Origin of the sequence: Castellaniella hirudinis, from assembly GCF_042651965.1 — a bacterium.
In the GTDB taxonomy this organism is placed as follows: domain Bacteria; phylum Pseudomonadota; class Gammaproteobacteria; order Burkholderiales; family Burkholderiaceae_B; genus Castellaniella; species Castellaniella hirudinis.
The window spans coordinates 441,876-464,180 of sequence record NZ_JBHSDY010000010.1 but is presented as its reverse complement, the minus strand read 5'-3'; the positions used below and the strand labels follow the sequence as shown (position 1 = coordinate 464,180).

The window sequence follows — 22,305 nt, the reverse complement described above, 5'->3', positions numbered from 1 at the left end:
TTTCAGCCTCAACGACAAACAGCCCGATGAATACACAAGCCAATCGGGACAAAAAGGAAAATTTCATGGAACGCAAGGACAATGTGCACCCGCTGCGCAAGGCGGGCGGCAGCGCCTCGCTGGTGGCGCTGGGCATCATCATTCTGGCTCTCATCGGCGCCTCATTCGAGTCCTGGTACACCGTCGACCAAAGAGAGCGCGCCGTCACGCTGCGCAACGGGGCCATCACCGGCGTGGCCGAGCCGGGCCTGCATTTCAAGCTGCCTTTCGTCGACAGCTATGCACGCGTCAGCACGCAATCGCACGTCGTCAAATTCGAGCAGGTCGAGGCCTACAGCCGCGACCAGCAGCCCGCAACGCTGGTGGTGTCCGTCACCTACAGCGTGCCGGCCGACCGGGTGGACATGCTCTACGCGCGCTACGGTTCGATCCCGTCCATGAGCGCGCGGCTGCTGGAACGCAAGGTGCCCGACCAGGTCAAGACCATCTTCGGGCAATTCACGGCGATTTCCGCCGTGCAGGACCGCGCCAAGCTGACCATGGGCATCAGCGACGCCCTGCGGCACAGTGTCGAAGACCAGCCGATCCATATCGAGGGTGTGCAGATCGAGGAAATCGGCTATTCCCCCGCCTACGAGGCCAGCGTCGAGGACCGGATGAAGGCCGAGGTCGCCGTCTTCACGCGCCAGCAGAACCTGGAGACCGAGCGCATCAACGCCCAGATCGCGGTCACGCAGGCCAAGGGCCGCGCCGACTCCGTGGTCGCCGAGGCGCAAGCCCGCGCCCAGGCCGTACGCCTGGCCGGCGAAGCCGAGGCCGCCGCCATCGAAGCCAAGGGCAAGGCGCTGCGCGAGAACCCCAGCCTCGTGCAACTGATCGCCGCCGAACAGTGGGACGGCAAGCTGCCCGGGACCATGGTCCCGGGCTCGGCCGTGCCGTTCATCAGCGTGAAATAAGGGGCTGTTGCGGGGCGGCGTCTCAGCCCCTGATTCGGGTTGCCCGGATCGTTTGACAGGCCGCAAAACGCCCCCTATAATTTCGTTCTTTCTTGCAGGCGGTTAGCTCAGTTGGTTAGAGCGCTACGTTGACATCGTAGAGGTCGCTGGTTCGAATCCAGTACTGCCTACCAGAATTCTTGCAAGGGTTGCCCAACCCCGCCCAAAAAAGCCGCTCTCGCCACGAGGTGCGGCTTTTTTGTTGCCGGGCCGCCCCCAAGGCAAAAAGCGCCCCCTCGGGGGGCAGCGCGCCATGCGTCAGCATGGAAGCGTGGGGGCTTGTTGCCAAGCCCGGCCTCAGGCATGGCGGCTTCCCTTCGATCCGGAGGCCAGCAGGCGCATCGCGATCAGCACGGACAGCGCCACGGCGACGGCGCCTGCGAGATAAACGGTTTCGATCCCCCATGCCCCGGCCACCGCGCCCGACACCGGGCCGGTGAGCCCTAGCGAAATATCCAGGAAAGCCACATAGGCCCCCATGGCGACGCCCCGGCTCTGCGGCGGTGCGCGGCGCACGGCCTCCACGCCGAAACCCGGGAAAGCGAGCGAATACCCCAAACCCGTCAACGCGGCGCCGGCATAGGCCATGACAGGCGTCTGGGCGCCCCAGATGAGCAGTTGCCCCGCAGCCTCGATGCATACGCAGACCAGGGCCACACGGGCGCCGCCCAGTTTGTCGGGCAGATGGCCGAAGAAGATGCGGGCGCCGATGAACGCCAGCCCGAAAGCTGTGAATGCCAGCGAGGCATCGCCCCACTCCCGGGCGGCGAACAGCAAGGCGATGAATGCCGTGATGACGCCGAAGCCCACACTGCAAAGCGCCAGGCCGATCCCCGCGCCCCACACGGCGCCCAGCACCTTGTAGAACGGCGTGCGGCGGGCGGCCGTCGGGGCGATCGCCCGCACATTCAGGACGAGTACCAGCGCCAGCACGGGCAGGATGGCGGCGGCAACGCAGATGCCGGCGAATCCATACCCTTCCTGGACGACCATGCCGACGGGAGCGCCCACGGCGTAAGCGCCATACATGGCAATGCCGACCCACGCCATGACCTTGCCGGCATTCTGCGGGCCAACGAGCCCGACGCCCCAACTCAAGGCGCCCGTCACGATCAGGCTCTCGCCGCAGCCCAGCAATACACGGCCCAACAGCAGAATCCAGACGGAGGCCGTCGGCGCGGAGAGGAAGGCCAGAGACACGAGATAAGCGCCCCCGGAGCAGGACGCAAACAGGAAGCCCGTGACCACGGCGCGCTTGGCCCCCCGCGTGTCGGCCAGATTCCCGGCCCAGGCGCGAGACAGCAGGGCGGCGGCGAACTGCGTGCCGATGACCATCCCAACCATCAGGGTGCTCATGCCCAATGCATCGGACACGTGCAGCGGCAGGACGGGCAGCAGCAAGCCGATGGTGAGGAAGGCGATGAACACCGCCAGCGTGATCGGCAAGAGTTTGAGAAAAACGCCGACGACGGGCGGCGGATGGGCCGCACCGGCCGCAGTGACATCAGAACGAGAAGACATCCACAACTCCAAATATGAGCATTTGCTCGATATTTGGCATAATATGAGTCATTGCTCACATTGGAAACTCACGTTCGGACAGCCGTATGCCCGCCCTGCCTCAACCACGCCGCATCCCGCGTCAGAGCCGTTCCCGCGCCTTGGTGGATGCCGTCCTGGAAGCCACGGCTCGCGTTTTGACCGAGCGCGGCTACGCCGGAACCAACACCAACCTGGTGGCCGAGCGCGCCGGCGTCAGCGTCGGCTCCGTCTACCAGTACTTTCCCAACAAGGACTCCCTGCTCACGGCATTGCACGAGCGGCACGCAATGGAAATGCATGCCGCCATGGAAACCGTGCTGGCGGGCTCGCATCCACCGGGCTTGCGTGGAAAGCTGGCCGCCGTCGTGCACGCCTGGCTGGCGGCGCACCAGGTCGCACCCGAATTGCATCGCGTGCTGGAGAAGGAATTCCCGTTCTTCGATGCACCGCCCGATCAAAGCCCGGCCGACCAAGGCATCCGACGCCGCATCCGGCAATTGCTGGAAGACCACCGCGACGAGATCGTGCCCGCCGATCGGGACCTGGCCACATGGATGGTGCTGCAAGCCATGGAGTCGCTGATCCATGCAGCCGTCATCCCGCCGGGCGCCCCCCATCCCGCCCGGCAGGTCGAGCAAGCCATCATCGACATGCTGGACGGCTACTTGTGCGGTCAGCAGCGGCGCACGGATTAAACCGCTTGTTCCCGGCAATAGGCCGCCAGTTCCGCGATGGTCAACAGCGGCAGGCCATGCCGGCGGGCGTAATCGGCCACTTGGGCGCCACGCGCCATCGTGCCGTCCGGGTTCATCAGTTCACACAAAACGCCCATCGGGCGCAGGCCGGCCAGCGAGGCCAGGCACACGGAGCCCTCCGTGTGTCCCCGACGAGCAAGCACCCCGCCGGGATGCGCCCTCAGGGGAAAGACATGCCCGGGCCGCACCACATCCTCGGGCCGGGCATCGTCGGCAATCGCCGCCCGGATGGTGGTGAGCCTGTCACGCGCGCTGACCCCCGTCGTGACGCCGCGGCGCGCCTCGATGGTCACGGTGAACGCGGTGCCGAACGCGCTGCCGTTGTCCGACACCATCTGCGGCAATTGCAGCCGCTCGATGACCTCGTCAGTCAGGCACAGGCAGACAATACCGCTGCCATCGCGGATCAGTTGGGCCATGGTGCGCTCGGTCAGGCGCTCGGCGGCCAGGATCAGATCGGCCTCGTTCTCACGATCGTCGTCATCCATCAAGACCACCGGCACACCGGCGCGCACGGCATCCAGCGCCGCGCGAACGCGCTCATGAACGGTTTCAGGACTGCAAAGGGTTTGAGGCAATGCGGGCGCCGTGCGCTCCGCGACTTGAGGGTAGGACATATAAACGCTCCTCGCTGAAAGTTTGAGAAGACGTTTTCGGGGCACGCAGCCGGACACGCCCCTGCGGCAAGAGGTCATACAGACCCTTTGCATGCAGAACCATGCCGCTGCCGATCTTCTTTCATCCGGACTGTGACCGTCGGCTCTGGCATGGGACCAGATCTGCTGACCTCCCGGCGCAGTGCCAGGAGCGCTCGCGGGCTCGCAAAGACCCTGCGGCATTGCGCCGCAGCTTCGCCTACCGCCGGTGGGGAATTGCGCCCCGCCCTGAAGACGTTGGTTTTGTCGGCCAAGGCCAACGATGGAATTTTATGAGTCCGCCCCCGCGCCCATCAACTCGCGTTTGCCGCCTTCACCCAACGCCCCTCAGGACGATCCCGTCAGCAGCGAACGCGCCCAGCGCCGCGCCGGCAGGCCGGTGCGGGACTCCAGTTGCTCGGCCCGATCCAGCAGTTCCTGGCGCGACAGGTCCAGGGCATCGCCCTTGAAGGCCAGGACCACCGTATTGCCCTCATCGATCTCCGGCAGGCACAGCACGCGCCCGTTGAAGGCCGCGCGGATGCCGCGCAGGTTTTCCTCGAAGCTTTCGTGGTTGCCGAACAGGTTCACGCTCATCACGCCCGGCTCGTCCAGGATCCGGCAGCAGTCCCGGTAGAAGGCGGGATCGCCGCACACCGGACCTTCGGCCCGGCTGTCGTACAGGTCCACCATCAGCGCCCGGTAGCGCCCCGCCCTGCCCGGTTCGGCCACCCAATCACGCGCATCGGCATGATCGATGACGGAGCGCGCGCTGCCAGGCAGGCGAAAGAAGGCCTGGCACAGGGACGTGACGGCGGGATTGCGTTCGACCGTCTCGACCGGGGACCGGGTATGCCGCAAGGTGAAGCGCAGCAGCGAACCGGCGCCCAGCCCCAGGATGCCGACGCGATCGCGCGCGCCGGCCGAGGCGAACAGCAGCCAGGCCATCATCTGCTGGGTATAGGCCAGCACCAGTTCGGACGGCCGGGCGATGCGCATCGCCCCCTGGATCCATTCCGAATCAAAGTGCAGGTAGCGGATGCCGTATTCTTCCGACAGGGTCGGCAGGTCAGCCTCGATGGCCGCCTGCCAGGCGTCCCGGTCGGCGCGCGAACGGGCCACGCCTACAGACGTTCGAAGATGGCGGCGATGCCCTGTCCGCCGCCGATGCACATGGTGACCAGCGCATGGCGGCCCTGGACGCGCTGCAGTTCGTGCAGCGCCTTGACCGTGATCAGTGCGCCCGTGGCGCCGATCGGATGCCCCAGGCCGATGCCGCTGCCATTGGGATTGACCTTGGCCGGGTCGAAGCCCAGTTCACGGGACACAGCGCAGGCCTGGGCGGCAAAGGCTTCGTTGGCCTCGATCACGTCGATCTGGTCCAGGGTGAGGCCGGCGCGCGCCAAAGCGGCGCGCGTGGCCGGCACCGGGCCGATGCCCATGTACTGCGGGTCCACACCCGCATGGCCGTAGGACACCAGGCGCGCCATGGGGGTCAGGCCCCGGGCGCGGGCGGCCTGCCCGGTCATCAGCAGCACGGCGGCCGCGCCGTCATTCAGGCCGGAGGCGTTGCCTGCCGTCACGGTGCCGTTTTCCTTGGCGAAGACAGGTTTCAGCTTGTTGAAGCTGTCCGGGCTGGCGTCGAAGCGCACGTGCTCGTCCTGCTCGAACACGACCTCGCCCTTGCGGGTCTTTTGCGTCACCGGCACGATCTGCGACTTGAAGTAGCCTTGCCCGATGGCGTGCGCCGCGCGGCGGTGCGACTCCAGCGCCAGCGCGTCCTGATCCTCGCGGCTGATGCCGTATTTCTGCGCCACGTTCTCGGCCGTCACGCCCATGTGGTAGTGCTCGAACGGGCAAGACAGGGCGCCGGTCATCATGTCCACCAGGCGCGAGTCGCCCATGCGCGAACCCCAGCGCTGGCCGACCGCCATATAGGGCGCGCGGCTCATGCTCTCGGCCCCGGCGCCGATGGCGACCTCGGCATCGCCCAGCATCAGCGTCTGGGCGGCGGATACGATGGCCTGCAGGCCGGAACCGCACAGGCGGTTGACGTTGAAGGCCGGCACGGCCTGAGGGATGCCCGCGTTCAGGGCCGCCACGCGGGACAGGTACATGTCACGCGCCTCGGTGTTGATGACGTGGCCGAAGACGACATGGCCGACGTCGTCCGCCGCCACGCCCGCGCGCTCCAGCACGGCGCGCACCACGCGTTCCCCCAGTTCGCAGGGGGCCACGTCCTTGAGCCCGCCGCCGAAATCCCCGACGGCAGTCCGGCAGGCCTCAACGATGACGATGTCTTGCATGATCGACTCCAACTCCAATAACGAAATTCAGCGGCCCAGCGCCTTGCGGATGGCGGTGGACAGTTCCTCGGCGGAAAACTTGGGGACGTAGCCATTGGCGCCGACGCTGCGCACATGGTTCTCGTTGGCCGACCCCGACAGCGACGAGTGGATCACCACCGGCATGGCATTGAAGCGGGGGTCCTGCTTGATGTTGCGCGTCAGCGTGAAGCCGTCCATTTCCGGCATTTCCAGATCGGTCAGCATCAGGCAGACCTTGTCGTGAATGGTCTTGCCCTCGGCCTCGGCGGCGGCGGCCAGCGTGTTCAGGCGACTCCAGGCTTCCTGGCCGGATTTGACCATCTCGTAGGGGATGTCCATGGCCTTGAGGGTCTGTTCCATCAGGGCGCGGGCGACGAACGAGTCGTCGGCCACCAGCACCACGGTGCCGGGCTTGAGGGCGAATTTGTCGCCGACTTCGCGGGGATCGACCTGATGGCGGTTCGCCTCGGGCGTGATGGCCTGCAGGATGGCTTCGACGTCCAGCACCTGGGCCAGGCGCGCCTCGTCGCCGCTGCCCTCGGTCAGGCGGGCGATGCTGGTGATCAGGCTGGGGCCCGTGCCGGTATTTTCGGCGGAGATGACCTGATTCCATTCCAGCCGCACGATGTCTTCGACCGATTCGACCGTAAACGCCTGGGTGGTGCGGGCGTATTCCGTCACCAGCATCAGGGTCGGCGCGGCCGCCAGCTTGCAGCCGATGATCGCGGGCAAGTCGTACACGGGGATCACCTGATCGCGCAGGTGTACCACGCCGAGCGAGAACTTCGGCGCGCCCGCGATCGGCGTGATGGCGGGCATGGTCACGATCTCGCGGACCTTCAGCACGTTGATGCCGAAGAGCTCGGACTGCCCCAGCACGGCATCCGTGCCCAGGCGGAACAGCAGGAGTTCGAACCGGTTGGTGCCGGCCAGATTGGTGCGTTCATCGATTTCTTTTTGGAGTGAGCTCATGTCAGGCCTTATATGAATGCGGTGTCCCCGAACCGGAGATTCTAATGGGCGCCGCCGTCTCTTGCAGCCCTGGACGGAAAATATTCCATGCCAGCGCCATAAAACCAATCTAAATCAATGAACTGGGACGGGAAACGGCAACTGAATTCCATGAACGGCGGTCAATCCCTCCGTTACATTATTTTCTCCCAAGCGGACCTATTCCGTCATCCTGGGATTCTCGTGGAGTTCCCGACATGTTTAAAAGCCTGCGCGCCAGGATCACTGCGGTCAGCATTCTGATCGCCACCCTCTCCCTCGTCTCGCTCTCGGCCGCCGTGTTCTACGTGGTCCGGAACGACATGCTGAAGACCATCGACGACGACACCCGCCAACTGGCCAAGGTCTATGCCTCAGACCTGTCCGCCTGGGCCCAGAGCAAGCAGCAGATCACGCACTCGCTCCTGCTGGCCGTCCCCGAGGCGGACCCCATGCCGATGCTGCGGGCTGCCGAAATCGCCGGACTGGACCTGGCCTATTTTGTCCGCGCAGACAAAAGCCATGCCTTCACTTCACCCCGGCCCGAGGGTTACGACGGCACGACGCGGGACTGGTACAAGCAGGCAGTCGCCAAAGGCGGCCCCGACCTGACCCTGGCCTACCCGGACTCGAAAACAGGCAATCTGGTCGTCAGCTTCATCGAGCCGCTCATCGAGAACGGCAAGACCGTCGCCGTCGTCGGGTCCGACATGGAACTGACCTCGGTGGTGAAGAAAGTCGCCGGCATCCGCCCCTACGAGAAGAGCTTCGCCTTTCTGTTCAACAAGGACACCGGCAAGATCATCGCCCACCCGGACGCCAAATACACGCTCAAGCAGGTCGCCGAACTGGCGCCCGGCCTCAGCGTCGACATGCTGACCGGGCTGGCCACCCGGCACAGCCGCGCGCTGTTGCCGATCAACGGCGAGCAGCAACTGCTGTACGCCACCCTCGTCGACGGCACGCCCTGGGTGCTGGGCATCAGCATCGATTACGACCAGGCCACCGAAACCCTGAACAGTCTGTTCTGGACGGCCGTGCTCATCGCAGCCCTGTGCGTGCTGATCGCGGGCGTCCTGATGGCGCTGTTCGTCAACCGGCAGCTCGCCCGCCTGCTGACGATCCGTGACGCGCTGCAGGAAATCGCCTCCGGCGACGGCGACCTGACCCGCCGCGTCAGCGAATCCGGCCAGGATGAACTGACACACATCGCGCGCGCCTTCAATCTGTTCACGGACAAGATCTCGGCCGTACTGCTGCGCATCCGCGGCGCGTCCGAATCCATCCGCACGGCGGCCACCGAAATCGCCACCGGCAGCCAGGATCTGGCGTCACGCACCGAGGAACAGGCCAGCTCCCTGGCCGAAACCGCCGCCACGATGGAGGAAATCACCGCCACCGTGCGTCAGAATTCCGACCACGTGACCCAGGCGAACACCCTGTCCGCCTCGGCCGCCGAGGCCACCGGCGAAGGAAAATCCACGGTCAACGCGCTGGTGTCCACCATGGGCGAGATCAACGCCAAATCGCAGCAGGTCGCCGACATCATCGGGGTCATCGATTCTATCGCCTTCCAGACCAATATCCTGGCCCTGAACGCGGCGGTCGAGGCCGCCCGCGCCGGCGAACAGGGCCGCGGCTTCGCCGTGGTGGCCTCCGAAGTGCGCGCGCTGGCGCAACGATCGGCCGGCGCGGCCAAGGAAATCAAGGGCCTCATCGATGCCTCGGTCTCGGTCACGACCCAGGGCAACGATCAGGCCACGCGCGCGGGCGCCACGATGCAGGACATCGTCGACAGCATCCACCGCGTCACCGACATCATGGGCGAAATCAGCGCGGCCAACCGCGAGCAGGCCACCGGCATCGAGGAAATCAACACCGCCGTCACGCAGATGGACGACGTGACCCACCAGAACGCCAGCCTGGTCGAAGAATCGGCGGCGGCTGCCGCCAGCCTGCTGGAGCAGGCGCATGCCTTGTCCAGCCTGGTGGGCTCCTTCCGCCTTGCGGAGTCCGAACCCGAAGCCACGGCACCGCCGCAAGCGGCTCGGGGGGCCGACCGCCTGCCCTCGGCGCCGGAAAAAGTCATCAGCCCCACGCCGGCGCGCCATGCCCCGGCCGCCGCCGCACGCAAGCCCAAAGCGGTCGCTCTGGGCGCCCCCGCCTCACGCGGGAGCAGCCATGCGGCACAGGATGAGTGGACGGAGTTCTGAAGCGCTTCGTTCCTGCCCCCGCCCTGCGCATCCTTCAACGGCGCCTCCCATTTCCGGAGGCGCCGTTCGTTCAAGGCGGCAGCGCCCCTTCCAGCGTCACCTGTTCGAAATCATCGATCAGGATTTCCACGCCGACACGCCAATGCCCCGTGACGGCCGAGGGCAAAACACCTGTTTCAGCTTGCCAGCGGCCATCGGCCAGACGCTGCGCCTCGCGGCGCAGCGGTTCGATGCCGGCCTGCGGATTGCTCAAGGCCAGCGTCACGCCCTGAGCCGTCAGGGGCCGGCCGGCCGGATCGCTCAGCAGGATGGTCCAGACGCCTCCGGAGCGCGTCACGGCGGCCCGCGCCCGCGCATCGGACAGCAGCAAGGGCGCCGTCCCGGCATGACCGGAATCGTGTGTAACGCCGGATTCGACGGCCGCATCCAGACTGCGCGGCGGCGGCGTGAAACGCCAGAGCGACACCACCCCCAGCAGGATCACGGCGACGGCGGTTTCCACCTGCATGCTGCGCCGCAGCCGTCGGCAGGCCGTCGCCTCGCCCGCCAAAGCGGGACCCGTGCAAACCCAGCGATTGAACGCCGCAAGGGCCAGCAGCCCGCACACCAGCGCCAGTTTCGTACTCAGCACGAGGCCGTAGGGCGTGCGCCATAGATCCCCGGGCTGATCCAGTTGCAACAGCGCCAGCCCGATGCCGCTCACCAGCAGGGCCGCCACGACAGGCGTGATCCAGCGGGAAAACCAGGCCAGGAGCGCCAGGCCAGTGCTCGGCCCCTGAGTGGCGGGCCGTTCCCGGCCGGCCCTCAGCAGACGAATCAAGGGCGCAAGCGCCCCCAGCCACGCTGCTGCCGTCGCGACGTGCAGCACGACCAGAGGACGCGACAGCCACTGGGGCGGCGCCGTACCCGCATGGCCGCTGGCGGCCAGCGCCACGCCCGCCAGCGCCAGTCCCGCACCCGCGCAGGCACGCACTCTCCCGGCCCCGCGAGCGTGCAAGGCCCCTGCCGACGCCGACAGGGCCAAAGCGGACAAGCCCAGCGTCCAGGCATAGCGACTGCCCAGAGCCGCCGACCAGGCCGGCCCATCGAGCAGCGCCGAGACGGGACGATCCAGCAGATCCAGGCCCTGCAGCCCCAGGTTCACGGGCAGCAGGCCCAGGCCGAGCCAGACCAGCGGCCAGGCCCAGCGCGGACGATCCAACGGGTTTCGCGCCCGGAACAGGGCCGCCCCCAGGCAGGCGAACAGGCAGAGATAGCCCAGCCAGCGGCCCAGCCAGATGGCCGCCTGGCGACCGCTCGGGGCGGCGGTCGCCTCATCCACCCGCGCCGGACCGGAGGACGCGCCGACCGCATAGTCCAGCGTACCGCCCACCGGGTGCCCGTCCGCCGAGACGACGCGCCAACTGAGCAGATAGGTGCCCTGGGCCGTGCTGTCGGGCAGCGGCACACGGATACTCAGTCCTCCGGCCTGCGCCGGCGCTACGTCCGCGGCCGGCCCCTGAGGGCCGAGCAGACGCAATGCGGTGACGCTGACGGGTTCATTGAAGTTCAGAACCACCGCGTCCGGCGCCCGGTCCAGCACGGCGCCGGGCGCCGGGTCGGCCGACACCAGTGCGGCATGCCCCCAGGCTGCCTGCCCCCCCGACAGCAGGCAGACAGCCAGGATCAGCGCGGCTCTCAATGGGAATGGCCGTGGCCGCCGCCCTCATGGGCGGGCGCCACGATCCGCACGCCCGGCGCGGGGTTGTCGACATCCGGCTTGCCCGAGGTGTCGATCCAGCGCGACGCGCCCTGCCCGCACTCCTGGACGACCGGGAAATACACGGTCTGCCCGGCCTTGAAGGCATCCGACACATAGACGCGGAACACGAACTCGTCGTAATACGCATCCGGCAGCGTGCCGCTCCAACTGATTTCCCGCACACCGCTTTCGACCGGCGCGCCATGCAGGGTCTGGGGCTTGTCGTACTTGCCCTGGGTCAGGTCCAGGGTCCAGCCGGCCTTGGGCTGCGGCTTGGCCGCCAGCACGCCATCGGGGATGCGCACGCGCAGCCGGGTGGTATCGGCGCCGTTGCAGCCATGGCCGACGCGCAAGACGGCCTTGTAATAGCTGCCGGCGGCAGTTTGAGGGGTTTCCAGGGTGACGTGAGCCTGGGCGGCCGTCGCCAGGCCGAGCAGGGCCATCAAGCCCGCGGCAAGAGAAAATTTCATGAGACTGCCTTTCAAATGAGTCGTAACTGAAGGAATGGACGATCAATTGAAAGACAGCGGCGGCGCCCGGGAACCGAGCGGCGCCCCGCGTACACGCTGCACCGGCGGCGCGACGGCCCCGGCAAACCACGGCACGACGGCCGCCATCGTGACCAACGCCAGCACCGGCGCCGCCACCGGCAGGGGTGAACCACCGGCATGCTGAGCCAGCAGGCACAAGGGGCTGGCATGGGACTGCGGCAGGCCGTCGGTGTGGTGGTGCCCGTCCATCGACGGATCGCCCCCCATCGGCAGGCCCGGCATCTGGACGGGACACAGCACCAGACCCGGCAGGAAGCCATCCCGGCTCTCCAGGTCCAGCATCGTGCCGGCCGGCACCAACGCACGCAAAGCCAGGGCCAGACACAAGGTCCAGATCCAGGGCAGGCTTGAGGCGCGGAAGGGCCGTCGCGGCGCGTAAGACTTCATACGAACGGAGTATAGAGCACCCGGGACAAGCGCTTGAGCCGCAGTCCGGATGGCCCAGGCCGCGCCTTGAGCAGACAACTACCCCGCTTCCCCGGCTCATTTCGACGCATTTCCTGTTTTTAATCCATGCTAAATGTAAGGTTACTTAATGTTTTTTTTGCATGGACCTGTTTTCTGCACCGACGGCCTTGCCCCGCTCGTGCCGTTTTCCGTCTGACGCCAAGGAGGCATCATGAATATGCGCAGCATCAAAATCCGAACGAGGCTTTCGCTCGGATTCAGCTTCCTGATCGTGATCGCCGCGCTGCTGGCCGGCATGGGAGCCTGGAAGATTCAGGACAATATGGATGACAACGAGGTCATCCAGACGCGCAGCGAGATCAACGGCATGATTCTGCAGTGGGCGCGCGCCATCGAGGTCAACGGGACCCGCACGCTCTCGCTGACGCATATCCCCGACGCTGCGGCCCGGGAGGCCATCCAGGCTCAAATGTCGGACACCTCGAAGCGCATCAGCGACCTGCAGGACAAGGTCGGCGCCGCCATCCAGGCACCCGAGGCGCGCACGCTGTTCGCCAAAGTGCTGGAAGCGCGCAAGAACTACACCAGCCAGCGCAAGACCGCCATGGACCAGCAGAAACAGGGCGATACGGCAAAGGCCGAGCAGTTCTTCGTGCGGGACATGCCGAACCTGCTCGCTGCCTACCAGAACTCGGTCGATGCGCTCTACGCCTTCCAGCGCAGCTATGAAGGCCGCCTGTTCGAACAAAGCCTGGAGGACGGACGCCTCATGCTGATGGTGCTGGGGCTGACAACGCTGCTGGGGCTGATCATCGCCGCCCTGCTGGCCTGGCGCATCAACCGATCCATCGCCCTCCCCCTGACGCAAGCCGTGAAACTGGCCGGCTTCGTCGCCCGGCGGGATCTCGACCACGACGTCATGCCCCAGGGCAAGGACGAAATCACCGTGCTGGAACACAATCTGCACGACATGATGCTCAGCCTGCAGCAGACCGTGCAGGACGTGCGCCACGGCGCGGATTCGATCGCCTCGGCCGCCGGGCAGATCACGACCGGCAACCTGGACCTGTCCTCGCGCACCGAGGAGCAAGCCAGCTCCCTGGCCGAGACTGCCGCCACGACGGAGGAAATCACCGCCACCGTGCGCCAGAACGCCGACAACGCCCAGCAGGCCAATACGCTGGCGGCCTCTGCAGCCAAGATCGCCAGCGACGGCGGCGCACTCGTCGCCGAACTGGTCTCTACCATGGGCGAGATCGATACCAAGTCGCAGCAGGTCGCCGACATCATCGGGGTGATCGATTCCATCGCTTTCCAGACCAATATCCTGGCCCTGAATGCCGCCGTCGAAGCCGCCCGCGCGGGTGAGCAGGGTCGCGGCTTCGCCGTGGTCGCCTCTGAAGTTCGCGCGCTGGCGCAACGATCGGCCGGCGCAGCCAAGGAAATCAAGGATCTGATCAACACCTCGGTCGAGGCCGCCCACAAGGGCAACGAACAGGCCGCGCGCGCGGGCGCCACGATGCAGGACATCGTCGACGGCATCCACCGCGTCACCGACATCATGGGTGAAATCAGCGCGGCCAGCCGCGAACAGACCACCGGCATCGAGGAAATCAATGCCGCCGTCACCCAGATGGATGACGTCACCCGCCAGAACGCCAGCCTGGTCGAGGAGTCAGCAGCCGCGGCCAGCAGCCTGCAGGAACAGGCCGACACCCTGGCCCGACTGGTCGCCACGTTCCGGCTGAGGGATCAAGGCGGCCAGGCCGTCGCACGCCCTGCCGCCGCGCTGCCGGGGCCGACTGCGAGGCTGGGGTACAGCGAGGGTTGAGACAAGAGCGGCATGGCTCGCCATGCCGCACGCTTGCACGCATCTTCCGATCGGGAGATGCGTGATCCAGTGCTCAAATACCGAGCGCGGCGATGCCCGCCCGGGCAATCTCGACGTCCTGCTCGGATTTCACGCCCGACACGCCCACCGCACCGATGACTTCACCATCGACCACGATGGGCACGCCGCCTTCCAGCATGGCATGCAGAGGCACCGAGAGGAAAGCGGTACGCCCGCCATTGATCATTTCCTCATAAAGGCGCGACTCCCGCCGGCCCAGCGCCGCCGTGCGGGCTTTATTGGTGGAAATTTCGGCGGAAATGGGTGCTGCGCCATCCAGCCGCAGCAGGCCCAACTGGTGGCCGCCCTCATCGACCACCGCGATCACCACCTTCCAGCCCTGGTTCTGCGCGTGTTCACTGGCAGCGCCCAGGATGGCGCGGACATCGTCGACCAACAGCATCTGTTTCGTTTTCATAAGAGTCTCCTCGAAAAAATAAGTCAGTGGTAAATGGCGTTCAGACCAGCCGGTGCAGCAACGGCCGCCCTTCTCGCAAGCGCCGGATATTGTCGAATTCACGCGACCGGGCGGCCACGTCATTGGACGCAATGCCGCCCGCGATATGCGGACTCAGGATCACATTGGCCTGAGGATGCTCGCGCGCCAGGGTCAGCAGCGGGCTGTCCAGAGGCGCAGGTTCGTAGACGTAGCCGTCGCAGGCCAGGCCGGCCAGGCGGCCGGACAGCACGGCTGCCGCCACGTCGGCTTCCTTCAGCACCGTCGAAGCGCCGGTGGAAATGAGGAACGCCCCTGCTTTCATCCCGGCGATGAAAGCCGCATCGATCGACTCGCCCGCCCCAGGGCCGTGCGGCCGCAACAGGCAGAGGAAATCGCTGCGCGCCCGAATCTCCTCGAGGTCTGCATAAGCGATGGACAATTCCTGCTCCACCGCCTCGGGCAGGCGTCGGCGCTTGTAGTACAGCACCGTGCAGCCGAAGCCTTGCAGGCGCCGCGCAAGGTCAGCGCCAATTTCCCCCAGCCCGATGATGCCGACGGTGGAATCGGCCAGTGTGCGGATACCGGCACGGCCCGTCCAGTTATAGGCGAAATAGTTTTCGTCGCATTTTTTGGGCTCGGCCCAATCGCCGGGCTGCAGCATGACGCAAGCCGCCTCGCGATAGAGCTTGGCGAGTGACAGGATCTGCATGGCCACGTGCTCGGACACCAGGGTGCTCACCAGCAGGGGCGCGCAACACACCGCGATGCCCGCAGCGCGGGCGGCCTCCAGATCGATGTCGTGGGTAAACAGGCCCAGGCGCTGGATCAGGCGCAGCTTTCCACCCGCCGCGATGATCTCGTCATCGATCACGCCGCTGCGCTCGGAAATCAGCACGTCGGCCTCGGCCACGCGCGACAGGATCGCGGCCCGGTCGGGCGACTCCAGCATCTCGACCTGCAAGAAGTCGGGGGCCGCCTGCAGGGCGATCCGCTGATGGCGCGGCGCCCGGTTCGTCAAAAACAAAGCCTTCAAGTCTCTCTCCTTGATCCTGCGGCCTGGAGGGCGGGCCAGACATAGGGTCCGAAGGCCTCTTCATAGGCCTCGGCCATGGCCAGCAGCCTCAGGTCGGAGCCAAAAGGACCCACCAGTTGGCAGCCGATCGGCAGGCCGGAAGCGGCCGGGGCCGCGGGCAGATTGATCCCCGGCAGACCGCCTGCATTGGCAAAAGGCGTGAAAACCGCATGGCCGCGCGGACCCGCCGCGACCCCGTCAATGACGGAGGGATGGCTTTCCGCCTTGGGCCAGGACAGGGCGGCAATCGAAGGCGTCAGAATGAAGTCATAACGCTCGAATACCCGCGCGAGTTCCGCCCGCAGTTCACGCACGTCGGTCAGCAACTGGACATACGCGGTGGCCGCCGCCGACCGGCCGGCGTCGACCATGGGCCGCAGGGACGGCGTCATCTGCTGGACATCGAGCCCCTGGCTGTCGGCCAGCCACGCCAAGCCCACCGGGCCGACGAGATTCCAGATGGCGTTGAGCCGTTCGACGTCGAACGGCACGGCGCCGAGCTCCACGTGGTGGCCAAGCCCTTCCAGCAGGCGGGCGGCGCCCGCCGCACTGCGGCGGATGTCCGGATCGACGGGAAAATCGCCGAAGGCCGGCACGAACAGGATACGGCGGCCCTGCTCCGCGCCGGGGGTCTCGCCACGCTGCGTGTCGGTGAACGCAAAGGACAAACGATCGAGCGGGTCGCGCCGCGCCGCGGCCGTCAGCACCGCGCGCAGATCCGCCGGGGAACGGGCGATCACGCCCAGGGTTTCAAAGTCGCTGAGAATCTGCGGCAGGCCGTCCACCCGACTGACGAAGCCGGGGCTGGGCTTGAGGCCATACAGCCCCGTATGGGCGCAAGGCCGACGGATGGAGCCGCCCCCATCGGTGGCTATCGCAGCGACGCCGATGCCGCTGGCGACTGCGGCGACCGCGCCGCCGCTGGAGCCGCCCGGCGTCAGGTCGGGGTTCCAGGGGTTGCCGGTAGGGCCGAAGATCAGGTTGTCGGTATACCCCTGCAACGTGAACTCGGGGACATTGGTCTTGCCCAGGATCCCGACACCCGCCTCGCGCAAATGGGCAATGGGCGATTCGTCACGCGCCGGCACATAATCGGCATAGTGACGGCTGCCCCAGGTGCAGCGCAAGCCCCGCACGGGGATGTTGTCCTTGACGGTCATGAAAATACCGTCCAGCGCGCCCGCAGGCGCACCCGCCCGCCACCGCAAGGCGCTCTGTCGGGCCAGGTCGCGCGCCTCGGCTTCGTTGTGCGTGACCACGGCATTGAGCACCGGATTCACCTGTGCCAGACGGTCGAGCAGGCCCTGGAGCACGTCTTCCGGAGTGAACCGCGCCTCGCGGTAGCCGCGCAGGGTCTCGGCAACGCCCAGTTTCCACAATTCCATATCAATCCACTTTGGGATTGTCGATGTAGGCGATCACATCGAACTCGACCAGCAGTTCCGGGATGCCGAACGTGCCGGTGACCGTCGCCCGCGACGGCAGCGAATCGCCGAAGAAAAAATTCTTGTACGCCTTGTTCATGCCCTCGAAATAGCGCATGTCGGACAGGTAGATCATGACCCGCGCCACGTCGTCGATGGTGCCGCCGGCGGCCTCCAGCAGATAGGTCAGATTGGTCAGCGCCTGGGTGGTCTGCGCCTCGATGTCACCCACGCCGACGACCTTGCCCTCGAGGTTGAGGGCGACGGTCGCCGTGTAGAAATGATTGCCCGCCAGCGTCGCCTGGGAATGCGGATTGGGCGACTTGAGGACCTTGGGCGAATAGACGGTTTTCTTGCTCATGTGGATTTCCTTTCAGTGAGGGCGGAGCGCGGGGAAGGATCCGCATCCGCGGCGAGGTTGAGGATCAATTGGGCCAGGACGCGCGAACCGCTGCCCGTGGGGCCTTTCGGCATCAAGGGGTTCGCCTGGTGATTCCAGCACGTGTTGTAGATGTCGAGATGCAGCCAGGGATGCGCGCCGATGAACTGCGACAGGAAAGCCGCCGCCACGGGCGTGCTGCCGTTCTGCCCCGTGGTCGCATAATGCCGTAAATCGGCCACCGGACTTTCCAGGAACTGCCGGTATTGCGGCCACAGCGGCATGCGCCAGACCATTTCCCCTGCCCGTTCGTCGGCCCGGGCCAGCGCCTCGAACCAGGCGGTATCGTTGGCGAAAACGGTCGTGCCGATAGGCCCGAACGTGCCCAGCGTCGCACCGGTCAGTGTGGCCAGATCGATGACCACCCGGGGGTTCAGGCCGGCTGCCACATGCAGGGCGTCGGCGAGGATCAGGCGGCCCTCCGCATCGGTGTTGATGATCTCGACCGTGGCGCCGTTGGCCATGCGGATCACGTCGCTGGGGCGCATGGCGCAGGCATCCGGCATGTTTTCGACCACGGCGAACAAGGCCGTCACCGGAAAAGCAGGCCGCAGCTCAGCGATCATGGCCATGGCGCCGAAGACGGCCGCGCCGCCGCCCATGTCGGCCTTCATGAAATCCATGTCCTGGGGATTCTTGAGCGAAATGCCGCCGCTGTCGAAGGTGACGGTCTTGCCCACGAGCACGACCGGCGCGGCCTCGGCCGGCGAATCGGCCGGCCGCCACTCCATGCGCACGAGGTACGGCTCGTAGCGGCTGCCGGAAGCGACCGCCAGCAGGCCGCCCATGCCGGCCTTCTCAAGACCGGCTTTGCCCATGACGTGGGTCTCGAAGCCCGCCTGCGCCGCCGTCTGCATGCAATACTCGACGAAGCGCGGCGGTGTGAGGATGTTGGCCGGCTCCGTGACCAGGTCCCGGGCGGCCAAAGCCGCCAGGCTGGTGAGCCAGCCCGCGCGCACCGCCCCTTCGATCCCGACCGCATCGGCGGGCGCCACGAAATCGATCTCCAGAGGCGCGGGACGGTCGTCGTGCGCCGCGCCGGCCGACTCGTAACGATGGTTGGCCGCCAATATCCCTTCGATCACCCACTGAACGGCGGAGCCCCCCGGGGGCAAGACCACCGTGCACCGGCCCTGGCGACGGGTGCACAGCATCTCGATGCTTTCCGCCGCCCTCAGGCGCACATCCCAAGGCGCGCCATCTCCTTTGAGAGGCGCCACGACCAGCGGCAGGGACTGCCCATCCCGCGCAAACAAGGCGAGCGTCGCAGCTCCATCGGAGCACAGCCCGCTGCGCCACATCTGATCGGCGGCCTCGTCCAGCCAGGCGACTCCCGTGGCGGGGCCGCGACCATCCTGGAAGCACACGATGACGGGTTGATCCGGGCGGATTGTCTCCGGCCGTCCGATCCGGGGCAAGGCGGGCTGCTTCATGACCGGCTCTCCGGGAAGTCGCGCGGCGCGGGAAAGTGTTGCCGCCAATGGGCCGCAATGTCGGCGCGCCGCGCGACCCAGACCCGCTCGTGCTTTTGGATGTAATCAAGGAACCGGGCGAGACCGCGGGCCCGCCCCGGGTGTCCGACCATGCGCGGATGCAGGCCGATGTTGAGCATGCGGGGCGCCGTGTCGCCCTCCTCGTAGAGTTGGTCGAACGCGTCCCTGAGCAAGGCGAAGAACTCGTCGGCCGTTTGAATGCCGCGCGGCACGAGCTTGCAGTCGTTGGTCACGAGCGAATACGGCACGATGAGCTGCATGCGCCCGCTCACCGGCTGCCAATAGGGCAGCTCGTCGTTGTAGGCGTCGGAATCGTAGGAGATCCCCGCCTCCATGAGCAATTCCCGCGTATGCACGCTGGGACCGTAACGGCAGCACCAGCCCTCGGGACCACGGCCCACGGTGCGTTGCAGACTCTCGATGGCCAGGCGGATGTGCTCGCGCTCCTTGTCACGGCCCAGCAACCAGTGCTTTTCCCAGCGGTATCCGTGGCAGCAGATGTCGGCGCCATTGCTGCGGATCCGCTCCGCCAGTTCGGGGTGGCGCTCCAGCGCCAGCGCGCAGGCAAATGCGGTGAACGGCAGGCCCCGCGCCTCGAACAGGCGGATGACGCGCCACACGCCCACGCGGCTGCCGTATTCGTACATGGACTCGGCCGTCAGGTCGCGCCCGTCGATGCCCGTGTCCATCCCTTCACCTTCGGTGAGCGCCATGTCGGTGCGCGCATCACCGTCCAGGGGCGAATACTCCGACCCTTCCTCGATGTTGAGGGCGAAGTTCACCGCGATCCGGGCCCGGCCCGGCCACTGCGGGTGCGGCGGCGCCTCGCCATAGCCGCTGAAGTCGCGCTCCGGCCCTCTGGGCATCTGCAAATCTGGCATGGTCGAGCTCCTGTGGATGGCTTTACTTCGTGGGCGCGCCGGCTGCGATCCAGGCGGCGAGCAGCGCACGCTCCTCCTCGGTCATGCCGGTCAGGTTGCCCGGCGGCATGAGGGGCGCATCGACCGCCATCTGGCGAATCTTCTGCGCATGCGCCGCCGCAGCCTGCAAGGAATCAAGCACCAGGCCATTGGGCGGCGCATTGAAACCCGGCAAGGTGGGTTTGACCGCGTGACAGGCGGCGCAACGCGTCTCGATGATCGAGGCGACCCGGCCGGTCTCGACGGCCGCAACCGGCCCGTTGGCGGGGGCCGCCAGGTTGGGCGGCGCCAGCAGCACGATGGCGCCCAGGCTGATGACCGCGGCGACCACGAGCCAGCGGCTTTGCGTATGGCCATGGTGCATGGTGTTGAAGAAGTGCCGGACCGCGACGCCCGCGGCGCTGATCAGAATGAATCCCAGCCACGCATGGGCGCTGCCATAGGTCATGGGGAAGTGGCTGGCGATCATCGCGAACACGATCGGCAGCGTCAGGTAGTTGCTGTGGTAGTTGCGCCGCTTGGCGCTCGCGCCCACGTCGAACCGGTCGATGGTGCCGTCCTTGATGGCCTGCAGCATCTTCTTCTGGCCGGGCAGGATCACGAACCAGACATTGCCCGCCATGAGGGTCGCCATGGCGATCCCGACGTGCAGGAACGCGGCTTTGCCGCTGAAGATCTGCAGGAAGATCCAGAGCAGCAACGCCATGAAGGCCGCGACGGCCACCGAAAGGACGTGGTCGCTGGGAATCGTCCGGCACATCACGTCGTAGACCACCCAGGCCACGACCATCGAGCCGATCGAGACCAGGATGCCCAGGGCGGGGCTGAGTCCGTCCGGACCGCCCGTCACCAGATTGACGCCCGCGCCCCACCAGTACACCACCGCCAGCAGCAGCGCTCCCGAGACCCAGGTGCCGAAGGACTCCCATTTCGACCATTTCAGGTTGTCGGGCACGTAGCCCGGACCCGTGGGATAGCGGCTGTAGTTGTAGATGGAGCCGCCATGGATGGACCAGAGCTGGCCGCTGACACGATCCACCGGGGGCACCGGCGGGCGGAAGGACCGGTCGATGCGATTGAAGTAAAACGAGGAACCCACCCAGGTGATGGCCGCCACCACGTGCAGCCAGCGCAGGCCCAGATGCAGCCAATCTGCGATATATGCTTCCATTCTGCTTCCTTGATTGTCCGTGAATCCACCCGATCTCAGGCGTGTCCGGCAGGGCGCATGGCATCGAAGCTGCCCGCGACCACCCGCCCCTGGTGAAGGACGGTGCGGGCGAGCGCGCCCCCGGCCACCAGATCCTCTACATGCTCGCAGCGCGTCAGCAGCAGGTTGGCCGCAGCGCCGCACCGGAGTCCGTACTGCCCGTCCAGTCCCATCAAACGCGCCGGCGCGGCCGTGACCATGTCGAAGGCCCGGCCGGCGGCATCCTCGAGCAGATGGGCCGCGAGGATCGTCCAGCGGGCGATCTCCAGGGGGTCCCCCGCCCCGACCGGAACGAAGGCGTCCTGGATATTGTCGGACGCCGTCGCCACCGTCACCCCCGCATCCAGCAACTCGGTCACGCGCGTCAAACCGCGCGGTACGCGATGCCCGGAGCCGCGCCCCTGAAGGAACAGATTGGCCGCCGGCAACGTGCAGACCCCGACCCCGGCCTCGGCGGCCGCCTCGATGGCGCGCCGCGCCTCGTCGTCGGGCCGGGCCGACAGCGCGCACACATGGCTGGCGACCACGCGCCCGCCCAGCGAGCGCCGCCGGGCGCCTTCCACCAGATAATCGAACCAGCGCGCTTCGGGGTCGAGCGTCTCGTCAATGTGGACGTCCACCAGGCGGCCGTGCTTTTCAGCCGTATCGAGCAGCATGTCGAGATAGCGCCGCGGATCGGGCGCGAGGTTGGGAGTGCCCCCGATGCAGTCCGCACCCGCGGCCAGCGCCTCTTCGAGGCTGACGCGCGCCCTGTCCGGATCGCCCCGCGCCGCCGAAGACGTCATGAAGGCGACGATCTGCACGTCCACGCGATGGCGGTTGGCCTCGCGCAGCCGCACCAGGGCATCGACCCCCCGCAGCCCCATCTCATAGTCCACGTTGGTGTGCGCGCGAATGGCGCCGGCCCCCATGGCGACGCATCGATCCAGCGTCACCTGGGCGCGCTCGATGATGTCATCGGCCTGCAGGCGTTCGGCATACGTGCGGAACGCCCCGATGGCGCCCAGCAGGGTGCCATCGGGATTGGGCGCCTGCGCCAGCGTCGAGCTCTTGTCGAGATGCTGATGCATGTCCACCAGGCCAGGCACCGCCAGGCAGCCCGCCAGGTCCACCGTTTCCACGCCCGGCACCCGCAGGCCCGGGCCGATCTCAAGGATCCGCCCCTGCGCCGAGATGAGGATGTCCGCAGGACGGGTGGCGCGTGGACCGGCCGGCACACGCACATGACGCAACAACAATCCCGCTTCGTCCATCGACATG

General features: G+C 66.8%; 20 protein-coding genes, 1 tRNA gene and 1 riboswitch. Of the genes, 5 read left to right on the top strand and 16 right to left on the bottom strand.

Going from position 1 to position 22,305, the window contains the following annotated elements; translation table 11 throughout:
• Positions 1-65 precede the first annotated feature (65 nt).
• On the top strand, positions 66-956 hold the full coding sequence (locus tag ACFO0J_RS15795) for a prohibitin family protein (protein WP_376814036.1): 891 nt from the start codon (positions 66-68) through the stop codon (positions 954-956).
• A 96-nt stretch (positions 957-1,052) separates the two neighbouring features.
• A tRNA-Val gene (locus tag ACFO0J_RS15790) sits at positions 1,053-1,129 on the top strand.
• 163 nt (positions 1,130-1,292) lie between these two features.
• Here the strand turns inward: ACFO0J_RS15790 and ACFO0J_RS15785 are convergent.
• Positions 1,293-2,516, bottom strand: coding sequence for an arabinose transporter (locus tag ACFO0J_RS15785; RefSeq protein ID WP_376814035.1), 1,224 nt, complete (start codon positions 2,514-2,516; stop codon positions 1,293-1,295).
• A gap of 86 nt (positions 2,517-2,602) precedes the next feature.
• Here ACFO0J_RS15785 and ACFO0J_RS15780 point away from each other — a divergent pair, with 86 nt between their 5' ends.
• Entirely contained in the window at positions 2,603-3,232 is a 630-nt protein-coding gene (locus tag ACFO0J_RS15780; RefSeq protein WP_376814034.1) for a TetR/AcrR family transcriptional regulator, read from the top strand.
• On the opposite strand, the gene ribB is transcribed toward ACFO0J_RS15780, so the two are convergent.
• The 4 genes from ribB to ACFO0J_RS15760 form a co-directional block, all read right to left on the bottom strand.
• A complete protein-coding gene (gene ribB / locus ACFO0J_RS15775) occupies positions 3,229-3,909 on the bottom strand; it encodes a 3,4-dihydroxy-2-butanone-4-phosphate synthase (RefSeq protein WP_376814033.1) in 681 nt (226 codons plus the stop codon). The two genes, ACFO0J_RS15780 and ribB, sit on opposite strands and share 4 nt — an antisense overlap.
• A 109-nt stretch (positions 3,910-4,018) precedes the next feature.
• A riboswitch (FMN riboswitch) is annotated at positions 4,019-4,188 on the bottom strand.
• 87 nt (positions 4,189-4,275) lie between these two features.
• Positions 4,276-5,049, bottom strand: coding sequence for a class I SAM-dependent methyltransferase (locus ACFO0J_RS15770; RefSeq protein ID WP_376814032.1), 774 nt, complete (start codon positions 5,047-5,049; stop codon positions 4,276-4,278).
• A gap of 2 nt (positions 5,050-5,051) precedes the next feature.
• Entirely contained in the window at positions 5,052-6,233 is a 1,182-nt protein-coding gene (locus ACFO0J_RS15765; RefSeq protein ID WP_376814031.1) for an acetyl-CoA C-acyltransferase family protein, read from the bottom strand.
• A gap of 27 nt (positions 6,234-6,260) precedes the next feature.
• Entirely contained in the window at positions 6,261-7,226 is a 966-nt protein-coding gene (locus ACFO0J_RS15760) for a chemotaxis protein (RefSeq protein ID WP_376814030.1), read from the bottom strand.
• Between the two features lie 236 nt (positions 7,227-7,462).
• On the opposite strand from ACFO0J_RS15760, the gene ACFO0J_RS15755 reads away from it, so the two are divergent.
• The gene (locus tag ACFO0J_RS15755) at positions 7,463-9,457 is read left to right on the top strand and encodes a methyl-accepting chemotaxis protein (protein ID WP_376814029.1); all 1,995 of its coding nucleotides are present in this window, start codon (positions 7,463-7,465) and stop codon (positions 9,455-9,457) included.
• 70 nt (positions 9,458-9,527) lie between these two features.
• Here ACFO0J_RS15755 and ACFO0J_RS15750 read toward each other — a convergent pair whose 3' ends face one another.
• Genes ACFO0J_RS15750 through ACFO0J_RS15740 form a run of 3 tightly spaced genes read right to left on the bottom strand, consistent with a single transcriptional unit; the run spans position 9,528 to position 12,136 of the window.
• Complete coding sequence (locus ACFO0J_RS15750) at positions 9,528-11,138, bottom strand: copper resistance CopC/CopD family protein (RefSeq protein ID WP_376814028.1); 1,611 nt, start codon at positions 11,136-11,138, stop codon at positions 9,528-9,530.
• Positions 11,135-11,668, bottom strand: coding sequence for a YcnI family copper-binding membrane protein (locus ACFO0J_RS15745; RefSeq protein WP_376814027.1), 534 nt, complete (start codon positions 11,666-11,668; stop codon positions 11,135-11,137). Before ACFO0J_RS15745 ends, ACFO0J_RS15750 begins: the two co-directional genes overlap by 4 nt.
• Positions 11,669-11,710: 42 nt before the next feature.
• Positions 11,711-12,136 carry a DUF2946 family protein gene (locus ACFO0J_RS15740; protein ID WP_376814026.1) on the bottom strand — a complete coding sequence of 142 codons (426 nt, stop codon included), beginning with the start codon at positions 12,134-12,136 and terminating at the stop codon, positions 11,711-11,713.
• Between the two features lie 232 nt (positions 12,137-12,368).
• Here ACFO0J_RS15740 and ACFO0J_RS15735 point away from each other — a divergent pair, with 232 nt between their 5' ends.
• A complete protein-coding gene (locus ACFO0J_RS15735) occupies positions 12,369-13,988 on the top strand; it encodes a methyl-accepting chemotaxis protein (RefSeq protein WP_376814025.1) in 1,620 nt (539 codons plus the stop codon).
• Positions 13,989-14,061: 73 nt separating this feature from the next.
• Here the strand turns inward: ACFO0J_RS15735 and ACFO0J_RS15730 are convergent, their stop codons facing one another.
• Genes ACFO0J_RS15730 through ACFO0J_RS15695 form a run of 8 tightly spaced genes read right to left on the bottom strand, consistent with a single transcriptional unit; the run spans position 14,062 to position 22,304 of the window.
• Positions 14,062-14,466, bottom strand: coding sequence for a GlcG/HbpS family heme-binding protein (locus ACFO0J_RS15730; RefSeq protein WP_376814024.1), 405 nt, complete (start codon positions 14,464-14,466; stop codon positions 14,062-14,064).
• Positions 14,467-14,506: 40 nt separating this feature from the next.
• Complete coding sequence (locus tag ACFO0J_RS15725; protein WP_376814023.1) at positions 14,507-15,520, bottom strand: NAD(P)-dependent oxidoreductase; 1,014 nt, start codon at positions 15,518-15,520, stop codon at positions 14,507-14,509.
• On the bottom strand, positions 15,517-16,944 hold the full coding sequence (locus ACFO0J_RS15720; protein WP_376814022.1) for an amidase: 1,428 nt from the start codon (positions 16,942-16,944) through the stop codon (positions 15,517-15,519). The genes ACFO0J_RS15725 and ACFO0J_RS15720 overlap by 4 nt, the downstream gene beginning before the upstream one ends.
• Before the next feature lies 1 nt (position 16,945).
• Entirely contained in the window at positions 16,946-17,344 is a 399-nt protein-coding gene (locus tag ACFO0J_RS15715) for a RidA family protein (RefSeq protein WP_376814021.1), read from the bottom strand.
• On the bottom strand, positions 17,341-18,855 hold the full coding sequence (locus ACFO0J_RS15710; RefSeq protein ID WP_376814020.1) for a leucyl aminopeptidase family protein: 1,515 nt from the start codon (positions 18,853-18,855) through the stop codon (positions 17,341-17,343). The genes ACFO0J_RS15715 and ACFO0J_RS15710 overlap by 4 nt, the downstream gene beginning before the upstream one ends.
• Positions 18,852-19,781, bottom strand: a complete 930-nt coding sequence (locus tag ACFO0J_RS15705) for a polysaccharide deacetylase family protein (RefSeq protein ID WP_376814179.1) — start codon at positions 19,779-19,781, stop codon at positions 18,852-18,854. The genes ACFO0J_RS15710 and ACFO0J_RS15705 overlap by 4 nt, the downstream gene beginning before the upstream one ends.
• A gap of 37 nt (positions 19,782-19,818) precedes the next feature.
• Positions 19,819-21,006 (bottom strand): urate hydroxylase PuuD, encoded by a 1,188-nt coding sequence (locus ACFO0J_RS15700; protein WP_376814019.1) that lies wholly within the window; start codon positions 21,004-21,006, stop codon positions 19,819-19,821.
• A 35-nt stretch (positions 21,007-21,041) separates the two neighbouring features.
• The gene (locus tag ACFO0J_RS15695) at positions 21,042-22,304 is read right to left on the bottom strand and encodes an amidohydrolase family protein (RefSeq protein WP_376814018.1); all 1,263 of its coding nucleotides are present in this window, start codon (positions 22,302-22,304) and stop codon (positions 21,042-21,044) included.
• Position 22,305 lies beyond the last annotated feature (1 nt).

Excerpts from the sequence above, each read along its gene's own strand:
- ACFO0J_RS15745 (WP_376814027.1), bottom strand. The coding sequence starts at position 11,668 with ATGAAATTTTCTCTTGCCGCGGGCTTGATGGCCCTGCTCGGCCTGGCG.
- ACFO0J_RS15735 (WP_376814025.1), top strand. The coding sequence starts at position 12,369 with ATGAATATGCGCAGCATCAAAATCCGAACGAGGCTTTCGCTCGGATTC.
- ACFO0J_RS15720 (WP_376814022.1), bottom strand. The coding sequence starts at position 16,944 with ATGGAATTGTGGAAACTGGGCGTTGCCGAGACCCTGCGCGGCTACCGC.
- ACFO0J_RS15710 (WP_376814020.1), bottom strand. The coding sequence starts at position 18,855 with ATGAAGCAGCCCGCCTTGCCCCGGATCGGACGGCCGGAGACAATCCGC.
- ACFO0J_RS15760 (WP_376814030.1), bottom strand. The coding sequence starts at position 7,226 with ATGAGCTCACTCCAAAAAGAAATCGATGAACGCACCAATCTGGCCGGC.
- ACFO0J_RS15765 (WP_376814031.1), bottom strand. The coding sequence starts at position 6,233 with ATGCAAGACATCGTCATCGTTGAGGCCTGCCGGACTGCCGTCGGGGAT.
- ACFO0J_RS15695 (WP_376814018.1), bottom strand. The coding sequence starts at position 22,304 with ATGTCGATGGACGAAGCGGGATTGTTGTTGCGTCATGTGCGTGTGCCG.
- ACFO0J_RS15780 (WP_376814034.1), top strand. The coding sequence starts at position 2,603 with ATGCCCGCCCTGCCTCAACCACGCCGCATCCCGCGTCAGAGCCGTTCC.
- ACFO0J_RS15705 (WP_376814179.1), bottom strand. The coding sequence starts at position 19,781 with ATGCCCAGAGGGCCGGAGCGCGACTTCAGCGGCTATGGCGAGGCGCCG.
- ACFO0J_RS15785 (WP_376814035.1), bottom strand. The coding sequence starts at position 2,516 with ATGTCTTCTCGTTCTGATGTCACTGCGGCCGGTGCGGCCCATCCGCCG.
- ACFO0J_RS15715 (WP_376814021.1), bottom strand. The coding sequence starts at position 17,344 with ATGAGCAAGAAAACCGTCTATTCGCCCAAGGTCCTCAAGTCGCCCAAT.
- ACFO0J_RS15755 (WP_376814029.1), top strand. The coding sequence starts at position 7,463 with ATGTTTAAAAGCCTGCGCGCCAGGATCACTGCGGTCAGCATTCTGATC.
- ribB (WP_376814033.1), bottom strand. The coding sequence starts at position 3,909 with ATGTCCTACCCTCAAGTCGCGGAGCGCACGGCGCCCGCATTGCCTCAA.
- ACFO0J_RS15730 (WP_376814024.1), bottom strand. The coding sequence starts at position 14,466 with ATGAAAACGAAACAGATGCTGTTGGTCGACGATGTCCGCGCCATCCTG.
- ACFO0J_RS15795 (WP_376814036.1), top strand. The coding sequence starts at position 66 with ATGGAACGCAAGGACAATGTGCACCCGCTGCGCAAGGCGGGCGGCAGC.
- ACFO0J_RS15700 (WP_376814019.1), bottom strand. The coding sequence starts at position 21,006 with ATGGAAGCATATATCGCAGATTGGCTGCATCTGGGCCTGCGCTGGCTG.
- ACFO0J_RS15740 (WP_376814026.1), bottom strand. The coding sequence starts at position 12,136 with ATGAAGTCTTACGCGCCGCGACGGCCCTTCCGCGCCTCAAGCCTGCCC.